This window comes from Streptomyces sp. NPDC101234, assembly GCF_044767525.1.
GTDB classification, from domain to species: domain Bacteria; phylum Actinomycetota; class Actinomycetes; order Streptomycetales; family Streptomycetaceae; genus Streptomyces; species Streptomyces sasae.
Genome location: NZ_JBIWOA010000002.1, coordinates 318490 through 337675 on the forward strand (window position 1 = coordinate 318490; position 19186 = coordinate 337675).

Below are 19186 nucleotides of genomic sequence, written 5' to 3' on the forward strand. Positions count from 1 at the left end.
GCATCCCGGCGGAGGCGAAGCCGGAGAAGGCCGCCGCACGGGCATGACGGCAGGTCACCCAGGACGGGCCATTACTCGGAGTGGCCCTGGTGTGCGTCGCCCTAACGGGGACGGCAGGGCGGCGCACACCATCATGGCTCGGCGACGGTCCTTCCCCCAGGCCGTCGCCAAGCCCCCTGCCGGGAGCTCCGCCGGAGACTTTGGAAACCGATCGGTTTTCATTTCGTCCGCTCCGGGTTAACCTCACGGTATGAGCACCGAAGTGAAACTGAGCCCCAGGGAGCGCCTGCTGGAGGCGGCGGCCACGCTCACCTACCGAGACGGCGTCAGCATCGGAGTCGAGGCGCTGTGCAAGGCGGCGGGGGTTTCGAAGCGCTCCATGTATCAGCTGTTCGAGAGCAAGGACGAGCTCCTGGCGGTGAGCCTGAAGGAGCGTGCCTCCGCCTACGCGGCAACTCTCCTCCCTGCGGCGGACGACGGCCGGTCGCCCCGCGAGCGGATCCTGCACGTCTTCGAGCAGGTGGAATCGCAGGCGGGGGTGCCCGAGTTCCGGGGCTGCCGGTATCTGGCGGTGCAGGTCGAGCTCAAGGACCAGAGTCACCCGGCGAGCCGCGTGGCTCACCAGGTCAAGGCGAATCTGACGGCCTTCTTCCGTGCCGAGGCCGAGCAGGGCGGGGCGGGTGATCCCGATCTGCTGGCCCGGCAGCTCAGCCTGGTCTTCGACGGCGCGAGCGCCCGCGCGGGAATTCAGGCCGACAACCTGACCGGGCTCGTCGCACCCACCGTGACCACCCTGCTCGACGCGGCAGGCGTGCACTGACGCATCCCTGTTCGGAAGACCCCCTCACCTCCCGGCGTTCGCGGGAAGCCCGATGGCCGTGAGCGTGTTGCCGAGCATGCCGCAGGCGAAGAAACTTGCGGTCTTCTCGCCATCGGCACCCAGCGCCACGTGCACGGCTTCCCAGACACTCATCCAGCCGGCCCGGACGACCTCACCGATCAGGTCGTCGCCCTGCGCCTCGGCGGCCGCCACGGCGAGGTATCCCTGCATCTGCATCAGGAGTGTTTCGGGCCGCGTCGAGATCAGCCGCGCATAGGCGTCCGCCATCACCTGCCGGGCTCGCTCGCTTCCCTCCACCCCGTCGGCCGCCCTTTCGAAAGCCAGGCGAGTGTCTTCCGTGCTCCGCACCAGAGCGGCGACGAAGATCGCCCTCTTGTCCGGGAAAAGCCGGAAGAGATACGGCTGTGAGACGCCGACCCGCTCGGCGATCGCAGCCGTGGTGGTGCCGCGGTAGCCGGCGATCGCGAACTCGGCGATCGCCGCGCGAATGACGTTCGCGCGCCGCTCGCGCGCACTGACTCCGCCCATGACCCCACTCCCTGTTTGAATCAAGTCCGTGCTCGGGTTCCCGCCCCAGTCCTACATGGCGTGCCCGCGAAGCAGCGACAGACCGTCGACCGACGCAGATCCGCAAGATGAACCGGCCGGCCGGCTGACGCACGGCGCTGCCCGCGCTTTTCGGCAACCTCCACCGGCCGCCGATCTGTCCACCACCAGCTCCAAAAAGCGAAAGGGTCCCCCGACTCCGTCGGCGGACCCTCACGAAAGATCGAGGCTAGGGCTTGAGCACCGCCAGCACATCGTCGAGCGAAACGTCGGCGGGGTCACTCATGTCGGAACCATCGAATGTCTGCCAGATATAGGACGCTGTCCCGCTCTCCCGCAACGGATGCAAGTCGGCCAGGTCCGGATCGTCCCGGAAGCTGTTGAACGCTTCTTCGGACTCCCATTCAACGAGGAACAGAACCTGCCGTGGCGTGAGGTCGCCGGCCACATTGTCCCGGAAGCGACCAAACGCCACCATGCGACCACCGTACTGCGGAGCCGCTTCCGGCAAGCGGCTGAAATACGCCAGGTATTTCTCCAGGTCGACCACGTCGAACATATTCAGGGCGTAAAACTTCTTCTTCTCTGAATTCGCACTCATTGCCAATACCCTCTCCGTCTACCGGGCGAGCTGGGGGTACAGCCCGGCCAGGTCACCGGCCAGGCCCGCCTTGACCTGCCGCGAGATGTCGTCGGCGAGGACCTCGTGGGCGCCGGCCTCGATGCCGTCGAGGGCGAGTGCCGCCACGTCACGGGGGTCGGACTTGGGGGCGTCGACGCCTGTCGTCAGGTCGGTGTCGACGTAGCCGACGTGCAGTCCGGTGACGGCGATGCCGCGCGGCTGCAGCTCCAGGCGCAGGGAGTTGGTCTGTGACCACAGGGCGGCCTTGGAGGCGCTGTAGGAGCCGCCGAGCGCGATCCAGGAGAGCACGGAGTGCACGTTGAGGAGGTGGCCGCCGCCGTTGCGCTCGATGACCGGCACGAAGGCCCGGGCGACGAGGAGCGGGCCGTAGAAGTTGGTCTCGAACTCCCGGCGTACGTCGTCGACCGGGGAGTCGAGGAAGGATGCGCCGACCGAGGCGCCGGCGTTGTTGATCAGCACGGTGACGTCCCCCGCCTGTGCGGCGGCCGAGGCGACCGAGGCCGGGTCGGTGACCTCCAGCGCCACCGGGACCGCGTCGGGGTGCGTCACGGTGCGCGGGTCGCGGGCGGTGGCGTAGACCTTGCCGGCGCCGCGCGCGTACAGCTCCTCCACCAGGGCCTTCCCGATGCCGCGGCTGCCGCCGGTGACGAAGACGTTGGCGCCCTTCAGAGCCGTCATGACTACCTCCAGAAGACGTGAAACCGATCGGTTTCAAGAAGAGTAAACCGATCGGTTTCGCGGTGCAAGCTCATGCGTCCCCCGGTCCCCGCTGCGTCGAAAGGTCAGCTCGGGTCGGGGTGACCTGGGGCACCTCCAGGGCACCCGCTCCAGATTGAAACCCCAGGTCGGCGGCCTGGGGTTTGTTTGTTGTCTAGTCCAATTCGGGGTCTCGTGCCCTCTGTGTGCCCCAAGCCGCCGCTTGGTGGACGCCGTAGGGGTCCTGGGTCGCCACCCCGGCGACAGCGGCCTCGGATCGTCTCGAATGGCGAGATGAATTCTCTGGGACCTGTGCCACCGATCCGTGCCGCACCCGTGAAGTCGCGTATGTGAATAGGTAGTTCACGTAGATGCGGCTGGCAGGCCCCGGATGTCGGAGGTGATCTCCTCGTCCGGGGTGTCCGGGGCGATGCCCTGGCGGGTCTTGATCAGGTCGTACCGGTCCTGCGGCTTGACCCAGGCCTGCACCGTGAGCGCCGCAGAAGTCGGCGAAGGATTGGGCGGGCGCGCATGCAGGTGGTCAGACGCGTCGTTGCCAGGGTGCGTTCCGGCCGGCAAGGACCTGCAAAGCCTGGGAAGACGGGGAGCCAGGTTCAGCTGTATTCACGATCAGCCACTGCTCCGGTTCACCGGGAAAGATGAGAGTCTCATGGGCGAGAGTGACTTCGCCGAGCAGGGGGTGCCGGTAGCGTCTGGTGCCGTGTGCGAATTTTTCCACATCCTGTGCGGCCCACCATCGGCGAAAATCATCGTCTGCGGCTGACAGCTGATCAATGAGCTCGGCCAGTTGTGGATCGTTCGGATGCCGCCCTGCATACAGGTGCAACCCCGTTACGATCATGCGGGCCGCCGCGTCCCAGTCAATAAATAGTTCACGTGCAGCCGGGTCGAGAAATGTAAATCGCGCCAAGTTGCGTTCGCGAGCCGGCATTGCCTCGAAATCGATGAACAATGCGCAGGCCATCCGATTGGCGGCAAGGACGTCCATGTGGCCGTCCACGATCATGGCAGGCGTGTCCCGGAGAACCTCGAGCAGTGCATACACGCCCGGACGGAGGCGCCGCGGAACGGCCGGCTTGCTCGACCTGACCACGGACTGCGGCCTGGCGAGGTTGAACAGATGTGCACGCTCGGTGTCGTCCAGCCGCAGGGCTCGGGACACCGCCTCCAGCACCGCTTCTGAGGCATTGGCCACCCGTCCGCGTTCCAGACGGATGTAGTAGTCCACGCTCAACCCGGCCGAGAGCGCAACTTCCTCACGACGGAGTCCTGGAACACGGCGACTCGCCCCGGCCGTGATCCCGGCCTGCTCAGGTTTCACCCGGGCGCGTCGCGAACGCAGAAAATCACTCAGCTCTTTGTTGCCTCCTGAATCGGAGCGCGCCTTGGCCATATGGCAAGGCTAGTCTTCGATGCCTCGTCCCGGCAAGGCGGACAGTGCGAGAGTGCGTCCGCATGGAATATTCGCCTATCGGTGAGAAGCGGTGTGCTGGAGCAGCTGCCGCGCAAAAAGAAAGATGCCGCCCCCCGTCTGCCGTCAGTCCAGTGCACACGTCGAGTGAAGCTGTCTTTCTGGCTGTGATCCGGGAGGTCATAAAGGTGGATTCACGGGAGTCTGAATAACCCGACACGTTGTGGGGAAAGGCCGCCGAAAACTTCTTCAGAGGAGCAGGTGCCCCCATGCGATCGGCACCGGCATGCATTCCGGTTAATTCTTTTACGATATCTACTGCCACTCCCGTCTGACCGCAGACTGCCTCCGTTCAGGGCTCGGTAGCGGGTGCGCATGGCCTCGTTGGCGGCCGGGCTGAAGGTGCAGCTAATGGCTTGCGATGTTCGGATTGTGACGGACAATCAACGCGCCCCTTTCATGTCCAGAGCTGGTGGATACCAAAAGGCGTTATCGGCCTTTGTTTGACCGGCGTGCGCCGACCGGTACGACCTCAGGCGCTATGGCCGCGACTCCGCGCCTTGGATCGGTACGAGAGGGGACCTGCCAGTACCTGGACCAGTGGGCCTTGACCGAGTGAGGCCTGCTGGACCGCTCCGACACGCCTTTCCGGCTGGTTCTCTGGAATTGCAGGTCAGCGCGGCACCCACAGGACACGCAGTTCTGGCGGGCATCGCAGACCAAGCCGATAAGAACGAGCTCAGACAGCGAGGAAACTACATGCCTGTCACTTCCGGAACGCCCGCCATCCGTCCGTTCACGTCCGACTTCCCCGAGGCGGAACTCGAGGACCTGCGTGCGCGTATCAAGGCGACCCGCTTCCCCGAGAAGGAGACCGTCGACGACCAGTCTCAGGGCACCCAACTCGCCACCATCAAGGAACTGGCGCGCTACTGGGCGACGGAGTACGACTGGCGCAAGGTCGAGGCGCGGCTGAACGCCTACCCGCAGTTCATCACCGAAATCGACGGGTTGGACATCCACTTCATCCACGTCCGCTCGCAGCACGAGAATGCTCTGCCCGTGATCGTCACGCACGGCTGGCCCGGCTCGGTCGTGGAACAGCTGAAGATCATCGAGCCGCTCACGAACCCGACCGCCCACGGCGGCGAGGCCTCGGACGCCTTCCACGTGGTGATCCCGTCGATGCCCGGGTACGGCTTCTCCGGCAAGCCGACCTCCAAGGGCTGGGACCCCGAGCACATCGCCGGCGCCTGGGGCGAGCTGATGAAGCGCCTGGGCTACACCAAGTACGTCGCGCAGGGCGGCGACTGGGGCGCGGTCGTCACCGACCTCATGGGCGTGCAGGAGCCCGAGGGCCTGGTCGGCATCCACACCAACATGCCCAAGGTGATCCCGCCCGCCATCGAGCAGGCCATCATCGCCGGCAGCCCCCTGCCGTCCGACGTCGTCCTCGCCAACGACGAGGAGAAGCGCGCCGTCGAGCAGCTCGACTTCGTGTACCGGCACGTCTACTACGCCTACATGATGGGTTCACGCCCGCAGTCGCTGACCGCGCTCGCGGACTCCCCGGTGGGCCTGGCGGCCTTCCTGCTCGACCACGACAAGGCCAGCCTGGAGCTGATCACCAGGTCCTTCAACGGAGTGAGTGAGGGCCTGACGCGGGACGACGTACTGGACAACATCACGCTCTTCTGGCTGACGAACACGGCGATCTCCGCGGCCGCCTCTACGCGGAGAACAAGACGCCGTTCTTCGGTTCGAAGGGCGTCAAGCTCCCGGTCGCCGTCAGCGTCTTCCCCGACGAGCTCTACCAGGCCCCCAAGAGCTGGTCGGAGCAGGCGTACCCGAACCTCATCCACTACAACAGGCTCGACAAGGGCGGGCACTTCGCAGCCTGGGAGCAGCCGGAGCTCCTCGTCCAGGAGGTTCGTGCAGGCTTCCGGTCACTTCGCTAGAAGAACGTGTCCGGCCGTCAGCACACGGCCTCGCGTTGATGGGGGCCGAGCGGCTCGACTCCGAGGCGCTCAGCCCCCTGGCTACACGCACCCCGTACCGTTCCTTCCCCGGCCCACGTGCGGACAACAGCTCGATGACCAGCACCGACGTGGGCCGGTCTGCTGCATTCGTACTGCCATCCTCCGGGGAAACGCCGGCGACGGAGACGGCCGCATGCTCAACTTCGACCTGCGGATCTCGACGCTGTGGGGGCAGGGCGGCACAGTCCGGTGGCTTGTGTCCGTGACCGACACCGGCACGCTCTTCTGCCTCCCGGGCGCCACAGAACTGATCGTCAGTGGACTGGTCACCCGGCTCTCCCGCAGATGGGGCTCCCGCACGGTACCCGGCCGCAAGGTCATCTGGGCCGAACAAGAACCGGCCTCCGCCCCCTCACACACGCGAGCCGGCGGGGCTGTGTGAGGGGGGCGGGGACATGCGGGGGCGCAGAACGGCTCCGGCGAGTCGATCCGAGCACTCTCCCGCTCTGCACTGGCGACGGCGGGCTCGGGCCGTCACCGACTGGCGTACAGCGCCTCCAGTTCCCCCGAGAGCGCGGCACGTACGGTGCGGGTGGCTTCGTCGACGAGCACTTCGGGTTCGTCGTCAAGCAGCGCCGCCATCGTCTTTTCGGCCACCTCGGAAGCAAGGATCTTCGGGGAGTCGATATCCGCCGCCAAGTCGGTGTCGACATAGCCGGCATGCACGCCGACCACCAGCGTGCCCTGCTCCCGCAGCGCCAGTCGGAAGGCATTCGTCAGCGACCACTGAGCGGACTTGGAGGCCGCGTAGCTCGGAAATCGCCTGTTGGCCACCCACGACGCCACGGACAGCATATTGACCAGCGCTCCGCCACCATTGGCGGCCAGTACGGGCGCGAACGCACGCGAGACAGCCCAGGTGCCGAAGTAGTTGACCTCCATCTCGCGCCTGGCACCGTCGAATGGTCCCTCGAGCAGGGACGGGCCACCAGTGACCCCGGCGTTGTTGATGACAATGCTGACATCGTCGGCGGCACGTGCTGCTGCAGCGACCTGCTCCTCGTCGGTGACGTCCAGCCGCAGCGGAACAAGCCCCGGACCCCTGATGGTCTCCGGTTCCCGGACACCGGCGTAGACCTTGGCGGCGCCGTGAGCGAGCAGCGCCTGGGCGAAGGCCGACCCGATGCCACGGTTGGCTCCGGTGACAAGGGCTACCGAACCCTTGATGTCCATGATCACCCTCCTTGCCTGCGGATGAGGAGGACTGCTTTCTTCTGACGCTAGGCCTCGGACGGCGGCTGATCCACCGCTGCCCGACTGCGCGGTACCGTGTGGTGCAGATGCCGGACAAGTCGCACCGAGCGGGTGGACGGGCTGTGGACCGCGGCTGGGTCCTCATGCCGCTCAGCGCCGGACCTACGGGATCGTGGATGACGATGACGGAAGACCAGGCAGCGCGTGAACCAGCGGGCCCGGCATTCCCCGTGCCGACGGCGCGTGCGCGGGGCAGGAACGTCTCCCCACGAGTGAACCCGGGGGCCGCCGCAGCCGCTCGGCTCCGCGTGCTGACGCGCTGGTGGGGATCACGCCCTGCCGCCGCCAGGGACCGCGAGTTCGCGCTCGTCTTCACGGTGCTGTCGTTCGTGGCGCCGCTGTCGCGGATCGGGGCGCAGTTCGGCGGTCTTCCCACCCATGGCACCTCCGTCGCGAGTGTGCTGCTGACCCTGGGGCAGACCCTGCCGCTCGCCGTGCGCACCCGGTGGCCGGCCGCCTGCCTCGCGGTGACGGGGGCCTCGTTCGCGGTGTACGAGTGCCTGGGTCTGCCGCCGACCTTCGGCAGCCTGGGGCTGTACATCGCGCTGTACTCCGCGGGTGCCCACCAGGACCGCTTCCGACATGTCGTACCGCTGGCGGCGACGGGCGGGTACGTGGTCTTCGGCGTCGCCCTGTACGCGCTGGATTCGCCCGAGGACCTGACCGACTGCCTGCTCTACTACCTGGTCCTCGCGGTGGTGTGGGGCCTGGGAGTCCTGGTCCGCGGGCGGCGGGAGCAGGAGGCCGAGCGACGGCGCCTGTCCGCGCAGGTGGCCATCGGGGCGGAACGCAGCCGCCTGGCGCGGGAGTTGCACGACGTGGTGACCCACCATGTGACCGCGATGGTGGTGCAGGCGGGCGCGGCACAGTACCTCGCCGAGTCGCCGGACCGCCTCCACGAGGCCCTCGACGCCATCAACGGCACCGGCCGCCACGCGCTGGCCGAGCTCCGGTTCCTGCTCGGTGTGCTGGAGGCGACCGGTGATTCCGCGCCCCGGGAGCGGACGCCGTTGCCGGGCAGGGTGCCTGATCTGGTGGAGCAGACACGAGCGGGCGGCCAGCCGGTCGAGCTGGTCGAGGACGGAGAGCAGTCGGCCATGGCCGTAGGTGCCCAGCTCACGGCTTATCGCGTCGTGCAGGAATCCCTGACGAACGCCGTGAAGTATGCCGCGGGCCGGCCGACGCTGGTACGGCTTGCGCACACCCCCGGCTGGACGGACGTGGAGGTCACCACCGCCGGGACGGCCGACGGCGCTCTCGTGTCCGCCGCCCTGCCGGGTGGCGGCCCGTACGTCTCGGGAGGCCGGGGCCTTGCCGGGCTGCGGGAACGGGTGGAGATGCTGGGAGGCGAGTTCGCGGCGGGGCCCCGCCCGCAGGGCGGTTTCCGCGTACACGCACGGATCCCCTCGGGAGGTGCCGCGTGAGTGTTCCGCCCGCTGCGATCAGGGTGCTGGTCTGCGAGGACCAGGCCCTCGTACGCGCCGGTTTCGTCACGATCCTCTCCGCCCAGCCCGACATGGAGGTCGTGGGGGAGGCCGTGGACGGCCGAGCGGCGATCCGCAGCGCGCAGGAGCTGAAGCCGGACGTCGTCGTCATGGACATCCGTATGCCGCTGCTCGACGGAATCGAGGCCACCCGCCGCCTGGCAGGCCCCGACTCCCTCAGCCCCGCCAGGATCCTCGTCGTCACCACCTTCAATGTCGACGAGTACGTGTACGAGGCCCTCCGCGCCGGAGCCAGCGGCTTCCTGCTGAAGGACGCCCCACCGCCCGAACTGATCAACGCGGTACGCGTCGTCGCCCGCGGCGAGTCCCTCCTGGCCCCCGCTGTGACCCGCACCCTGATCGGCCGCTTCGCCGAACGCGTACGCCCCTCCGCCGCCCCCGCGTCTCCCGAGCGCGAGCGCCTCAAGGTCCTCACCCCCCGCGAGCACGAGGTTCTCCTCCTCGTCAGCGAGGGCCTGTCGAACGCCGAAATAGCCGCCGAGCTGGTCATCAGCCACGAAACCGTCAAGACCTACGTCTCTCGCATCCTCACCAAGCTGGACCTCCGCGACCGCGTCCAGGCGGTGGTCCTGGCATATCGGGCGGGGTTGACGGGGGACAGCGACCGCGCCTGACGGCCCTGTGAAGCCGGCCGGGCCAGGCGAGCGCGCCACAGCCGCGATCGCCTCCTGACCGGATGTCCGGATGTCCGGACGTTCCGACGCCTCGTTCCGGGTGATCCGTCCGGGGCGGCGCAACCGGCGGCAACGGCTCCGTCCGCGCCCACGACTCGCCCGCCCCGATCCGCTGGGGCCGCTCACCCCTTCTCAGGTTCGGCCCGGCATCCCCCGAGCGAGCTACCTGATGTGTCCTCTCCGCGGTGACGCGCGCGACCGGTGGTCCCTTGTTGACTCGAACCGTCAACACGACGGCCTGACCAGGCAGGGCCGAGCAGCCGAGCAGCTAAGGACAACGCCATGACCACGACGCGCAGTTCCGCGAAGTACGGTTTCCCCGCAGGCCGCCGACTCGCCGCGGCTCTGCTGGTTTCGACGGTGGCAGGAACCGCACTGGTCGGGTGCGGTGCCGTTGCCACGGGCGCGCAACCGGCCCAGGTCGCCGGCAAGAGCGCCGGCGAGACCGCGGGGGACGCCGAGATCACCTGGGGCAAGTGCCCGGCCCTGGGCGAGGGACAGACCCGTAGCCCCCACCTGGCCTGCGGGACATTGAAAGTTCCCCTGGACTACCAGCATCCGGGTGGCACGAAGATCGACGTGGCGGTCTCCCGGCTGTCCACCGCTGAACCCGGGAAGCGGCGCGGTGTCCTGTTGCTGAACCCCGGCGGGCCGGCGCTGGGCGGTCTCGACATGCCTGAGACCATGGCGCCCACCCTGCCGAAGACCGTGCTGGAACGCTACGACCTGATCGGCTTCGACCCGCGCGGCGTCGAACACAGCACCCCGCAGAGTTGCGGTCTGAACGACCCCAGCGTGACCGGGCTCTTCCCTTATCCCGCCACGGACGGCTCGATCACGAAGAACGTGGCCCTTGCCAAAGCCGACGCCGAGCAGTGCGCGGACGCAGTGGGCAAGAAGCTGCGGTACTACAACACCGCCAACACCGCCCGCGACATGGACCGCATCCGCCAGGCGCTCGGCGAGAAGAAGATCTCCTACTGGGGCCAGTCCTACGGGACCTACCTCGGCGCCGTCTACCGGTCCCTCTTCCAGGGCCACACCGACCGGATGATCCTGGAAGGCAACGTCGACCCCACCAAGGTATGGGCCGACCAGGTCGCGGACACCTGGGGCAAGGGTATGGCCGACCGGTTCCCCGACGCCGCCCGCGTCGCCGCGGCGCAGGACAGCACCCTCAGGCTGGGCACGAGCGTCGCGCAGGTGACCCACACCTACCTCACCCTCGCCGACCGGCTCGACCGCACACCCGCGGCGATTCCCGGCGCATCGGCGTCGCTGGACGGGGCGCTGCTGCGGAACATGACCTACGCCCTGCTGCTGCACAACAACACGCTTCCCGTGCTCGCCACGTTCTGGAAGGCCGCCGACGACCTGGCCCACGGCAGCACCACGGCCACCGACACCGCGGTTCTCAAGGAGGTGTTCGCCGACACGCCGACGGCCCCGGGCATCCCCGCGGACAACCAGGCCACCATGTTCATGGCTCTCACCTGCGGCGACGCTGAATGGCCGCACGACGTCGACGGCTACGCCACCCGCACCACCGCTGACCGCGAGAACTGGCCGCTCACTGCGGGCATGCCCGCCAACATCTGGGCGTGCGCCTTCTGGAACAAGCCGGCCGAGGCGACCGTCAAGGTTGTGAAGGGCGGCCCGCGCAACACCCTGATCCTGCAGAACCGCAGGGACAACGCCACCCCGTGGGAAGGCGGCGTCGGACTGCACAAGACCCTCGGCGACGGCTCCGTCCTCGTCGGCGTCGACAACGGCGGGCACTACGTCTACGACGAAGGCTCCGCCTGCGCGGACAGGACCACCGTCGACTTCCTGGCCACCGGTCACCTGCCGGACAAGGATCTCTACTGCACCGACGTCGTACAGAAGTGACCCGCCGGGGCGCGGTGTTCCCGACAGCGGGACGGACAGGATCCCCCTCCGGCCCGCTGGTCGTCGTGATGCTCACGCCGGCCCACCCGCGGCAGAGGGCGGGCCGGCTCGTCGACGCCGACGTCGTCCAGGGCATCCCGTGGTGGCCATCGCGGGGCCGTGTCAGCTGCTGCTCGGGACGCCGACCTGGGCCTCGTGGCGACGCTGCTGATCGGCGCGAGCGCCGGGGCGTCCTCGGCACGCTCGGGTCCGCCGTACGGTTGTCCGCCGTACGGCGGGTGCCGTCACGGCCGTCCGTGGTCGGCGTCCGGCGACGGCGGCCACGGTGGACGCGAGGTGACGGTGCCGAGTGCGTCGGCGACCCCGCCGCGATGCCTCACGAGGCGGACTTGCCCCAGGTGGCCTTGAACTTGGCCGCGTAGCCGTTCGTGTAGCCCGCCAGGTTCGGGTGGAAGAGCGCGGACGCGTTGGTCAGGTCGTTGAACCAGGAGTCGGAGCCGCAGGCGCCGTGACCGGTGAACTGCCGGCGCATGTCGACGAAGTAGACGGGCTCCTTGACCGAGGCGGCCTTGGTGCCCTCGGCCAGCGCGTCGGCGAAGCCGTTCATGTAGGTGCGCTTGGCGGCGTCGAGGTCGATCACCGGGCACGTCCCGGACGAGGAGAGCACCTGCGGGTAGCCGAAGACGAGGATCAGGGCGTGGGGCGCGCGGGCCTTGATGTCCTTGTACAGGGCGGCGAGGTCGTCCACCATCTGGTGCTGGGCGTAGTACGACATCCACAGCGTGGCCGTCTGGCAGTAGCTGTCGCTCTCGGTCAGACAGCCCTTGACCACGCTGGAGAACTGGGCGTCGTTGCCGCCCACGGTGAGGGTGACCAGGCTGGTGGACGAACTCAGCGCGGAGAGTTGGTTGTTGCGCACGTCGGCTATGGTCGCGCCGCTGCAGGAGACGTCGTCGAGCGTGTACTCGGGGTTCGCGGCCACCCACTGGTGCGGGTAGTTGGACGGGCTGCGTCTGCAGTCGCCGCTGGCCGCGTCGTACGTGCCCGCGCCGACGCCGGAGGCGTACGAGTCGCCCAGGGCCACGTACTCCGCCTGTGTCGCCGCCTGGGCGGGGGTGTTGACCATCGTCGCCAGACCGGCGAACGCCAGCACGGCACTTGCGACAACCGACGTCGATTTGCGCATGGATGTCCCTCTGGGTCGGGGATTTCTTTCTCCCGGAAGCCGAGGATCCCGGTGCGGAAGGAAGATCGTACAGTGGACCGGTTGTCGGACAACTCCGGTCTGGATCACGGGAATTGTCGAAATGTTGTCGCGCCGCGGTGTCGTAGCCTGTGGCGCATGGTGCGCCGGATACTGGCCTTGCCGTGGGTGCACACGGCGTACGACATCGCCCTCGCGGTGCTGGTGGTCTGCCTGGCCAACAGTTACAACATGTCCTACGACCAGCCCATCGGCTGGTCGATGGCACTGGCCGTGGTCTTCCGCCGCCGGGGGCCGACGACCGTGATGGCGGTGGTCGCCGGGCTGGCGCTGGTGCAGTACGTGCTGGCCGAGTACCCGGACGAGCCTCTGGCGTCCGGCGCCGCGGCCTACGACGCGGCACTGCTCATCGCGATGGTCTCGGTGGTCACCCACGCCCGGCGGACCTGGCAGATCTGGGCGTCGGGGGCGATCCTGCTGTTCGGCGTGGCGCTGGAGTCCGGGTTCGGCCTGCCCGGCGCGCGGGACCAGTACGTGGACCTGGTCAGCCTGGGCCTCACCGGCGGTGCCTTCTCGGCCCTGTGGTTGACGGCCATGGTGCTGCGCACGCGTCGGCTGTACGTCGCCGGCCTGGAGGAGCGGGCCGCCACCGCCGAGCGGGAGCGCGAGCACCTCGTGAGGCTCGCCGCCGCCGAGGAACGGGCCGAGATCGCGCGGGAGTTGCACGATGTCGTGGCCCACAGTCTGGCCGTGATGATCCTGCAGGCCGACGGCGCTGGTTATGTTCTCAAGTCGGACCCGGAGAAGGCGACTTCGGCGCTGAAGGCCATCGGTGACACCGGACGGGACGCGCTGGAGGACATGCACCGGATCGTGAAGGTACTGCGCACCGGACGGTCCCCGGTCGGGCGGGACGAGGCGGCGGACACGGAAGCCGCCCGGCGCCGGGTGTCGCTGGACGATCTGGAGACGGTCGCCGAGCGGGCCCGGGCGGCAGGCCTGGAGGTGGATCTGGTCGTCGAGGGCGAGCGGGGCGGGCTGTCCACGGCCGACGGGCTGACCGTGCTGCGGATCGTCCAGGAGAGTCTGACCAACGTGCTGCGGCACGCCGGGCCCGGCGCCCGGGTCGCGATCACCCTGCGGTTCGAGAGGGACGTCGTACGGATCGGCGTGGTCGATGACGGGGCCGGTAGGCTCACCGGTCCGCAGGCCGTGACGGACCGGGGGAGCGGCGGGAACGGGCTGGTGGGGATGCGCGAGCGCGTGGAGGTGTCCGGCGGCACGTTCGCCGCCGGGCCGCGGCTGGGCGCGGGATGGCAGGTCGACGCGGAGATCCCCGTCAAGGAGGCTTCGGTGAGGACGCCGGGATGAACGAGGGGGCGAGGGACGGGATGGCGGACGGCATGACGGACGCGAACGGGGCCGGTGAGGCGAGCGGGCCGATACGGGTCGTCGTCGTGGACGACCAGCCGCTGATCCGGGCGGGGTTCGCGATGGTGCTGGCCGCGCAGGACGACATCGAGGTCGTCGGCGAGGCCGAGAACGGCGCCGACGCCCTTGCGCTGCTGGCCCGCACCAGGGCGGACGTCGTCATCATGGACATCCGTATGCCTGTCATGGACGGCGTCGAGGCCACCCGGTGGCTCGGTGAACGCCCGGGTTCCCCACGGGTGTTGGTGCTCACCACCTTCGACACCGACGAGGACGCCTTCGCCGCGCTGCAGGCCGGGGCGAGCGGCTTCCTGCTGAAGAACACCCCGCCGGAGGAGGTCGTGACGGCGATCCGGGTGGTGTCGGCCGGCGAGTCCGTCGTGTCGCCGCGCGTCACCCGCCAGTTGCTGGACCGGTTCGCCGGCAAGCTCGCGCCCACGGACCGCACCGACGAGCGACTGGAGCAACTGACCCTGCGCGAGCGGGAGGTGCTCGGCCTGGTCGCCGAGGGTCTGTCCAACGGCGAGATCGCGGCCGCGCTGTTCATCGCGGAGGCCACCGTGAAGACCCACTTCGGGAAGGTCCTCACCAAACTGGACCTGCGGGACCGGGTGCAGGCCGTCATCTTCGCCTACGACGCGGGGCTTGTCAGACCACGGTCGTAGTCGCCGCCTGCCACCCCGGTCGCAGAACCGCGGCGCACGGATCAGTTCACGATCCGATGTGCCCGACCGCCCGGTCTTCGAGAATTTCATCCATACCGAACGGCGAGAAAGTCCGCGAAAAAGCGGGACGCAATCCGTCGGACGAAAAGCATCGGATCGAATTCCCGGAGGCCACCATGTCTGTTTCCGCACGCCCGCGTCGCAGCCTGGCGATCGTCATCGGCGCCCTCGCCCTCGTGGTTCTCACCGGCGTCGGCATCGCCGGTGCCCACTGGTGGCACGAGCGCAACCTGCCCAGCCAGGCCTCGAAGGCCGACTGCACGCTGGCCCAGCAGATCATCGACGAGGCGCAGAAGCTGCCCACCGGCGACAAGAAGGCCGTCGACAAGTGGGAGAAGGACACGGCGACGCTGCGCCGGACGCAGATGAAGGACGGCTACCTCGGCTACAACATCGCCCAGTACGAGGGGTGGGTGACCACGCAGGCGAGGGGCGAGGCCGGGGAGCTGTCGAAGAAGGACATGGTGCACATCGCGGACCAGGCCAACTCCCACTGCGCGGACGCCAGGATCACGCTCGCGTTCCCGTCGCTGAACTCCTGACCCGGTCCGGCGAAGGACGTTCACGTCATGACCATCGCGCACACTACGGACCACCCTGCCGTCGACGGCCGGATCGCCTCGGCCGTCGACCTGGTCAAGACCTACCGGCAGGGGCAGACGGAGATCAGGGCCCTGGACTCGGTGACGGTCGGCTTCGACCGCGCGCGGTTCACGGCCATCGCCGGCCCCTCGGGCTCGGGCAAGTCCACGCTCATGCACTGCCTGGCCGGGCTCGACTCGGCCACCTCGGGCCGGGTCTTCCTGGCCGACGACGAGTTGACGGGCATGTCCGACCGCGAGCTGACCCGGGTACGGCGGGACAAGGTCGGTTTCGTCTTCCAGGCCTTCAACCTGCTGCCGCAGCTCACGGCGCTGGAAAACATCGTCCTGCCCGTCACCCTGGCCGGCCGCCCCCTTGACCGGGACCTGCTGGACCACCTCGTGGGCGTCCTCGGCATCGGCGACCGCATGTCCCACCGGCCGTCCGAACTCTCCGGCGGACAGCAGCAGCGCGTGGCCCTGGCCCGCGCGCTGCTCGCCCGGCCCGTCGTACTGTTCGCCGACGAGCCCACCGGCAACCTGGACTCGCGCTCGGGCGCCGAGGTCCTCGACTTCCTGCGCCGCTCGGTGCGCGACCTGGGCCAGACCGTGGTCATGGTGACGCACGACCCGCGCGCCGCAGCCCACGCCGACCGCGTGCTCGTCCTCGCCGACGGCCGGATCGTCGACGACGTCGACGCGGCGTACCGCGCCGACACAACGCGCGCCCTGCGGGACCTGGGGAGGGCCGCCCGATGAGCACCCCCTGGCAACAGGGCACCCCGTGGCGGGCCAGTGTTCTCGGCTCTCAGCTCGCCGAACTCCTGCGCCGCCCCGGCCGGTTGGTGACGACGGGGCTGTCGGTCCTGGTGGCCGCGTTCGTGGTCTTCGCCACGATCATGGCCCAGCAGATCACCACGAACACCGCCGTCGACAACTACCGCGGCACCCCGAAGGCCGTGGACATGGTCGCCAAGGCCGGCGACAGCAACATCGGCGCCACGGCGCTCCGGCGGATCCGCGCGCTGCCGGGTGTGGCGGAGGCCGTCGGCCGCGTCAACTCCGGCGCCCCGGTCACCGGCCCGTCCGAGCACTGGCTGGAACTCCGCTCCGACCCCGGTACCGGCCCGCTCTCCCAGGTCGAACTGGTCGAGGGGAGCTACCCCGACCGCGCCGGTGAACTCGCCGTCAACCGCCGGGCCGCCGAGGAACTGGGGCTCGCCCCCGGCACCCGGACGGCCCTGAAGGTCCCGGACCCCAAGAACCCCGAGGACGGGGAGAAGACCGTCGAGGTCACCGTCACCGTCACCGGCGTGGTCGAGAGCACCGCGACCGCCGACCAGCAGCCCGGCGGCTACACCACCGACGCGTTCATCGCCCCCTTCGCGGACCTGCCGGGCTACGATCACATCGACATCGAGGCCAAGTCCGCTGTTTCGCAGGCCGAGTTGACGGGCCAGGTGCGCGCCGCGCTCGACGGGGCCGGCAAGGCCTCGGCCAAGGCGAAGCTCGTCACCGGCGGCGCCGTACGTGCCGCGGAGGAGCGAGCGGCCGTCAGCGGGGACCTCCGTGAGCTCTTCCAGCTGATCTCCGTGTTCCTCGCCGTCGCCGTGGGGGCCGCCGCCCTGGTCGCCACCTCCGCCTTCCGGATCGTCTTCGCCCAGCGGCTGCGGCAGTTGGCGCTGCTGCGCGCCATCGGCGCCCCGCAGCCCAGGGTGGCGGCCGCGCTCGCCGCCGAAGGCGCCCTGGTCGGCGCGGTTGCCGGCACCATCGGGGTGCTGCTCGCGCTGGGCGCCGGGCAACTCGCCCCGACGGCTGCCCGTATCATCGCCGGACAGCGACTGTCGGCGCCGGGTCTCCCCGTCACGGACGCCGCGCTGGTCGTCGTGGGGACCATGCTCGTCAGCGTCGGAGCGGTCCTCGCGCCCGCCCTGTCGGCGGCCCGGGTCTCGCCCTTGCAGGCCCTGCGCAGTGCGGGCACCGTCGCGGGCGAACGCCGGATCGGTGGCGGCCGCCTCACCGCCGGCGTCGTCCTCGCCGCCGCGGCCACGGGACTCGCCGTCCTGCTGCTCCGCAACCTCCCCGAGCCCGGCGAGCAGGACTACGACCGGGGTCTCGGCATGCTGGGTACCGCCGTCTCGGCGGGCCTGGCGTTCCTGGCGCTGGTCGTCCTGGGCCCCCTGCTGGTCCGCCCCGTCCTGGCGGTGACCGGCTGGCCGCTGCGCCGACTCGGCACCACCGGCCGGCTCGCCGTCAGCGGCGTCGGCGGCACCCCGCGCCGGGCCGCGGCGGTCTCCGTCGTCGTCGCGCTCGGGGTCGCGCTGGTGTCGGGCGCCCTGGTCGCCGTCGCCTGTCTCACCGGCTACACGCAACGCACCGACGCGGTCGACGCTCCCGCCGACTTCCGGGTCACGTCCGAGGCCAAGGGCCTGGACCCCGCCGTCGTACGGCGGTTCGCGGCACTGCCCGAGCTCACCCACGTCACCGGCTACCGGACCGTCCAGGTCACCGCGGGTCCCAAGGACGCGCACATCCAGTACGAGGTGTCGGACCTGGACCCGGGCGCCCTGCCCACGGGCCGGTACATCGACACCGCCACCGGGTCCCTGTCGGATCTGGGCCCCGGCAGCGCGGTCCTCGCGTCCAGTGTGGCCGACGCACTCGGCGTGCGTGTGGGCGACTCGTTCACCGTCACCTCGTCGGGCCGGGGGAACATCCGGCTGACCGTCGCCGCCACGCTGCCCGAAGACGGTCCGGGACAGGCCGACATCCTCGTGGTCCCCGCCGACCTGACCCGCATGGGCGCCGCCGAGAGCGCCGGCGGCATCTTCGCCGACGCCGCCACGTCCGGCCTCGCGGCCCGCGGCAAGGCGCAACGGGCCCTGGAGACCGTGATACGGGAACACGTCCCGGACCCGGACGACGTCACCATCAGCGTCCTGGCGGACGACCGGGACAACAACCGGGCCACCATCGAGACGATGGGCGTCACCGCGCTCGGCCTTGTCGCCCTGACCGTCCTCATCGCGGTCGTCGGCGTCACCGCCACCACCAGCCTGACCGCGATCGAACGTGCCCGTGAGTTCGGCCTGTTGCGCGCGCTGGGCCTGGGTGGCGGAGCACTGCGCCGCACGATCACCATGGAGGCCGGACTGTACGGCGTCCTCGGCGCCTCCCTCGGCCTCGTGCTCGGAGTCCCGTACGCCTGGCTCCTCGTCCGTGTCGCCGTGAGCAGCGCGCCTCTGGTCCTGCCGGGAACTCAACTCGCCCTGGTCTTCTGTGCTTTGGCGGCCCTTACCGCGCTGGCCGGCCTGCTCCCCGCCCGCCGCGCGACCCGCGTCACACCGATGACCGTCCTGGGCGGTGCCGAATGAGCGAGCGCCCCGCGGAGGACTGCGGTTCCACGGCTGTGTGTGACCGCAACGGCTGCATCGAGTCGCGCTGTGCGTCGGCCGGACACAAGGGTCGATCGAGCCACTTCCGAGTGACGGTCGTCCCCTTTCGCCGCGCCGTGCCCACCGCGTGCCCGTAAGAGCGGCCAACCACGGTCAACAGCGGTTCCTTCGGCCCGGACAGGGCTGCTGCTCGGACAACGTACGACCAGGTCGGCGGCGATGTGGCCGCCCGAGCGCCGTCGCTTCCCGAGCTGAGAGCGCGAGTTCGATTCTCGTCACCCGCTCCATCGAGAAGGCCCAGGTCACAGACCCGGGCCTTTTTGCCGTCCA

17 protein-coding genes are annotated in these 19186 nt (G+C 69.4%); 10 read left to right on the forward strand and 7 right to left on the reverse strand.

The window, feature by feature from the left end; all coding sequences use genetic code 11:
• Nucleotides 1-250 precede the first annotated feature (250 nt).
• On the forward strand, nucleotides 251-820 hold the full coding sequence (locus ACIRR9_RS04790; RefSeq protein WP_403747549.1) for a TetR/AcrR family transcriptional regulator: 570 nt from the start codon (nucleotides 251-253) through the stop codon (nucleotides 818-820).
• Between the two features lie 24 nt (nucleotides 821-844).
• Here ACIRR9_RS04790 and ACIRR9_RS04795 read toward each other — a convergent pair whose 3' ends face one another.
• The 5 genes from ACIRR9_RS04795 to ACIRR9_RS04815 form a co-directional block, all read right to left on the reverse strand.
• Nucleotides 845-1369 carry a TetR/AcrR family transcriptional regulator gene (locus ACIRR9_RS04795; protein WP_403747551.1) on the reverse strand — a complete coding sequence of 175 codons (525 nt, stop codon included), beginning with the start codon at nucleotides 1367-1369 and terminating at the stop codon, nucleotides 845-847.
• A 247-nt stretch (nucleotides 1370-1616) separates the two neighbouring features.
• Nucleotides 1617-1988, reverse strand: a complete 372-nt coding sequence (locus ACIRR9_RS04800) for a DUF1330 domain-containing protein (protein ID WP_359206582.1) — start codon at nucleotides 1986-1988, stop codon at nucleotides 1617-1619.
• A gap of 18 nt (nucleotides 1989-2006) precedes the next feature.
• On the reverse strand, nucleotides 2007-2708 hold the full coding sequence (locus ACIRR9_RS04805; RefSeq protein WP_403747554.1) for an SDR family oxidoreductase: 702 nt from the start codon (nucleotides 2706-2708) through the stop codon (nucleotides 2007-2009).
• A gap of 381 nt (nucleotides 2709-3089) precedes the next feature.
• On the reverse strand, nucleotides 3090-3215 hold the full coding sequence (locus ACIRR9_RS04810; protein WP_403748197.1) for a hypothetical protein: 126 nt from the start codon (nucleotides 3213-3215) through the stop codon (nucleotides 3090-3092).
• 52 nt (nucleotides 3216-3267) lie between these two features.
• Nucleotides 3268-4140 carry a helix-turn-helix transcriptional regulator gene (locus ACIRR9_RS04815; RefSeq protein WP_403747557.1) on the reverse strand — a complete coding sequence of 291 codons (873 nt, stop codon included), beginning with the start codon at nucleotides 4138-4140 and terminating at the stop codon, nucleotides 3268-3270.
• 777 nt (nucleotides 4141-4917) lie between these two features.
• On the opposite strand from ACIRR9_RS04815, the gene ACIRR9_RS04820 reads away from it, so the two are divergent.
• Nucleotides 4918-6579, forward strand: a complete 1662-nt coding sequence (locus ACIRR9_RS04820) for an epoxide hydrolase family protein (protein WP_403747558.1) — start codon at nucleotides 4918-4920, stop codon at nucleotides 6577-6579.
• Nucleotides 6580-6671: 92 nt separating this feature from the next.
• Here ACIRR9_RS04820 and ACIRR9_RS04825 read toward each other — a convergent pair whose 3' ends face one another.
• Nucleotides 6672-7370 (reverse strand): SDR family oxidoreductase, encoded by a 699-nt coding sequence (locus tag ACIRR9_RS04825; protein ID WP_403747561.1) that lies wholly within the window; start codon nucleotides 7368-7370, stop codon nucleotides 6672-6674.
• Between the two features lie 329 nt (nucleotides 7371-7699).
• Between ACIRR9_RS04825 and ACIRR9_RS04830 the strand changes: the two genes are divergently transcribed.
• The 3 genes from ACIRR9_RS04830 (at nucleotide 7700) to ACIRR9_RS04840 (ending at nucleotide 11520) form a co-directional block, all read left to right on the forward strand.
• The gene (locus tag ACIRR9_RS04830) at nucleotides 7700-8875 is read left to right on the forward strand and encodes a sensor histidine kinase (protein ID WP_403747564.1); all 1176 of its coding nucleotides are present in this window, start codon (nucleotides 7700-7702) and stop codon (nucleotides 8873-8875) included.
• Entirely contained in the window at nucleotides 8872-9570 is a 699-nt protein-coding gene (locus ACIRR9_RS04835; protein ID WP_403747567.1) for a response regulator, read from the forward strand. The genes ACIRR9_RS04830 and ACIRR9_RS04835 overlap by 4 nt, the downstream gene beginning before the upstream one ends.
• 342 nt (nucleotides 9571-9912) lie before the next feature.
• Nucleotides 9913-11520 (forward strand): alpha/beta hydrolase, encoded by a 1608-nt coding sequence (locus ACIRR9_RS04840; protein WP_403747568.1) that lies wholly within the window; start codon nucleotides 9913-9915, stop codon nucleotides 11518-11520.
• 376 nt (nucleotides 11521-11896) lie between these two features.
• Here ACIRR9_RS04840 and ACIRR9_RS04845 read toward each other — a convergent pair whose 3' ends face one another.
• The gene (locus ACIRR9_RS04845; RefSeq protein WP_403747570.1) at nucleotides 11897-12706 is read right to left on the reverse strand and encodes an SGNH/GDSL hydrolase family protein; all 810 of its coding nucleotides are present in this window, start codon (nucleotides 12704-12706) and stop codon (nucleotides 11897-11899) included.
• Between the two features lie 156 nt (nucleotides 12707-12862).
• On the opposite strand from ACIRR9_RS04845, the gene ACIRR9_RS04850 reads away from it, so the two are divergent.
• The 5 genes from ACIRR9_RS04850 (at nucleotide 12863) to ACIRR9_RS04870 (ending at nucleotide 18835) form a co-directional block, all read left to right on the forward strand.
• A complete protein-coding gene (locus ACIRR9_RS04850) occupies nucleotides 12863-14095 on the forward strand; it encodes a sensor histidine kinase (protein WP_403747572.1) in 1233 nt (410 codons plus the stop codon).
• A gap of 32 nt (nucleotides 14096-14127) precedes the next feature.
• Entirely contained in the window at nucleotides 14128-14820 is a 693-nt protein-coding gene (locus ACIRR9_RS04855) for a response regulator (protein WP_403748165.1), read from the forward strand.
• Nucleotides 14821-14996: 176 nt separating this feature from the next.
• A complete protein-coding gene (locus tag ACIRR9_RS04860) occupies nucleotides 14997-15422 on the forward strand; it encodes a hypothetical protein (RefSeq protein ID WP_403747575.1) in 426 nt (141 codons plus the stop codon).
• Nucleotides 15423-15449: 27 nt separating this feature from the next.
• Nucleotides 15450-16220 carry an ABC transporter ATP-binding protein gene (locus tag ACIRR9_RS04865; protein ID WP_403747577.1) on the forward strand — a complete coding sequence of 257 codons (771 nt, stop codon included), beginning with the start codon at nucleotides 15450-15452 and terminating at the stop codon, nucleotides 16218-16220.
• Nucleotides 16217-18835 carry an FtsX-like permease family protein gene (locus ACIRR9_RS04870; protein ID WP_403747580.1) on the forward strand — a complete coding sequence of 873 codons (2619 nt, stop codon included), beginning with the start codon at nucleotides 16217-16219 and terminating at the stop codon, nucleotides 18833-18835. The genes ACIRR9_RS04865 and ACIRR9_RS04870 overlap by 4 nt, the downstream gene beginning before the upstream one ends.
• Nucleotides 18836-19186 lie beyond the last annotated feature (351 nt).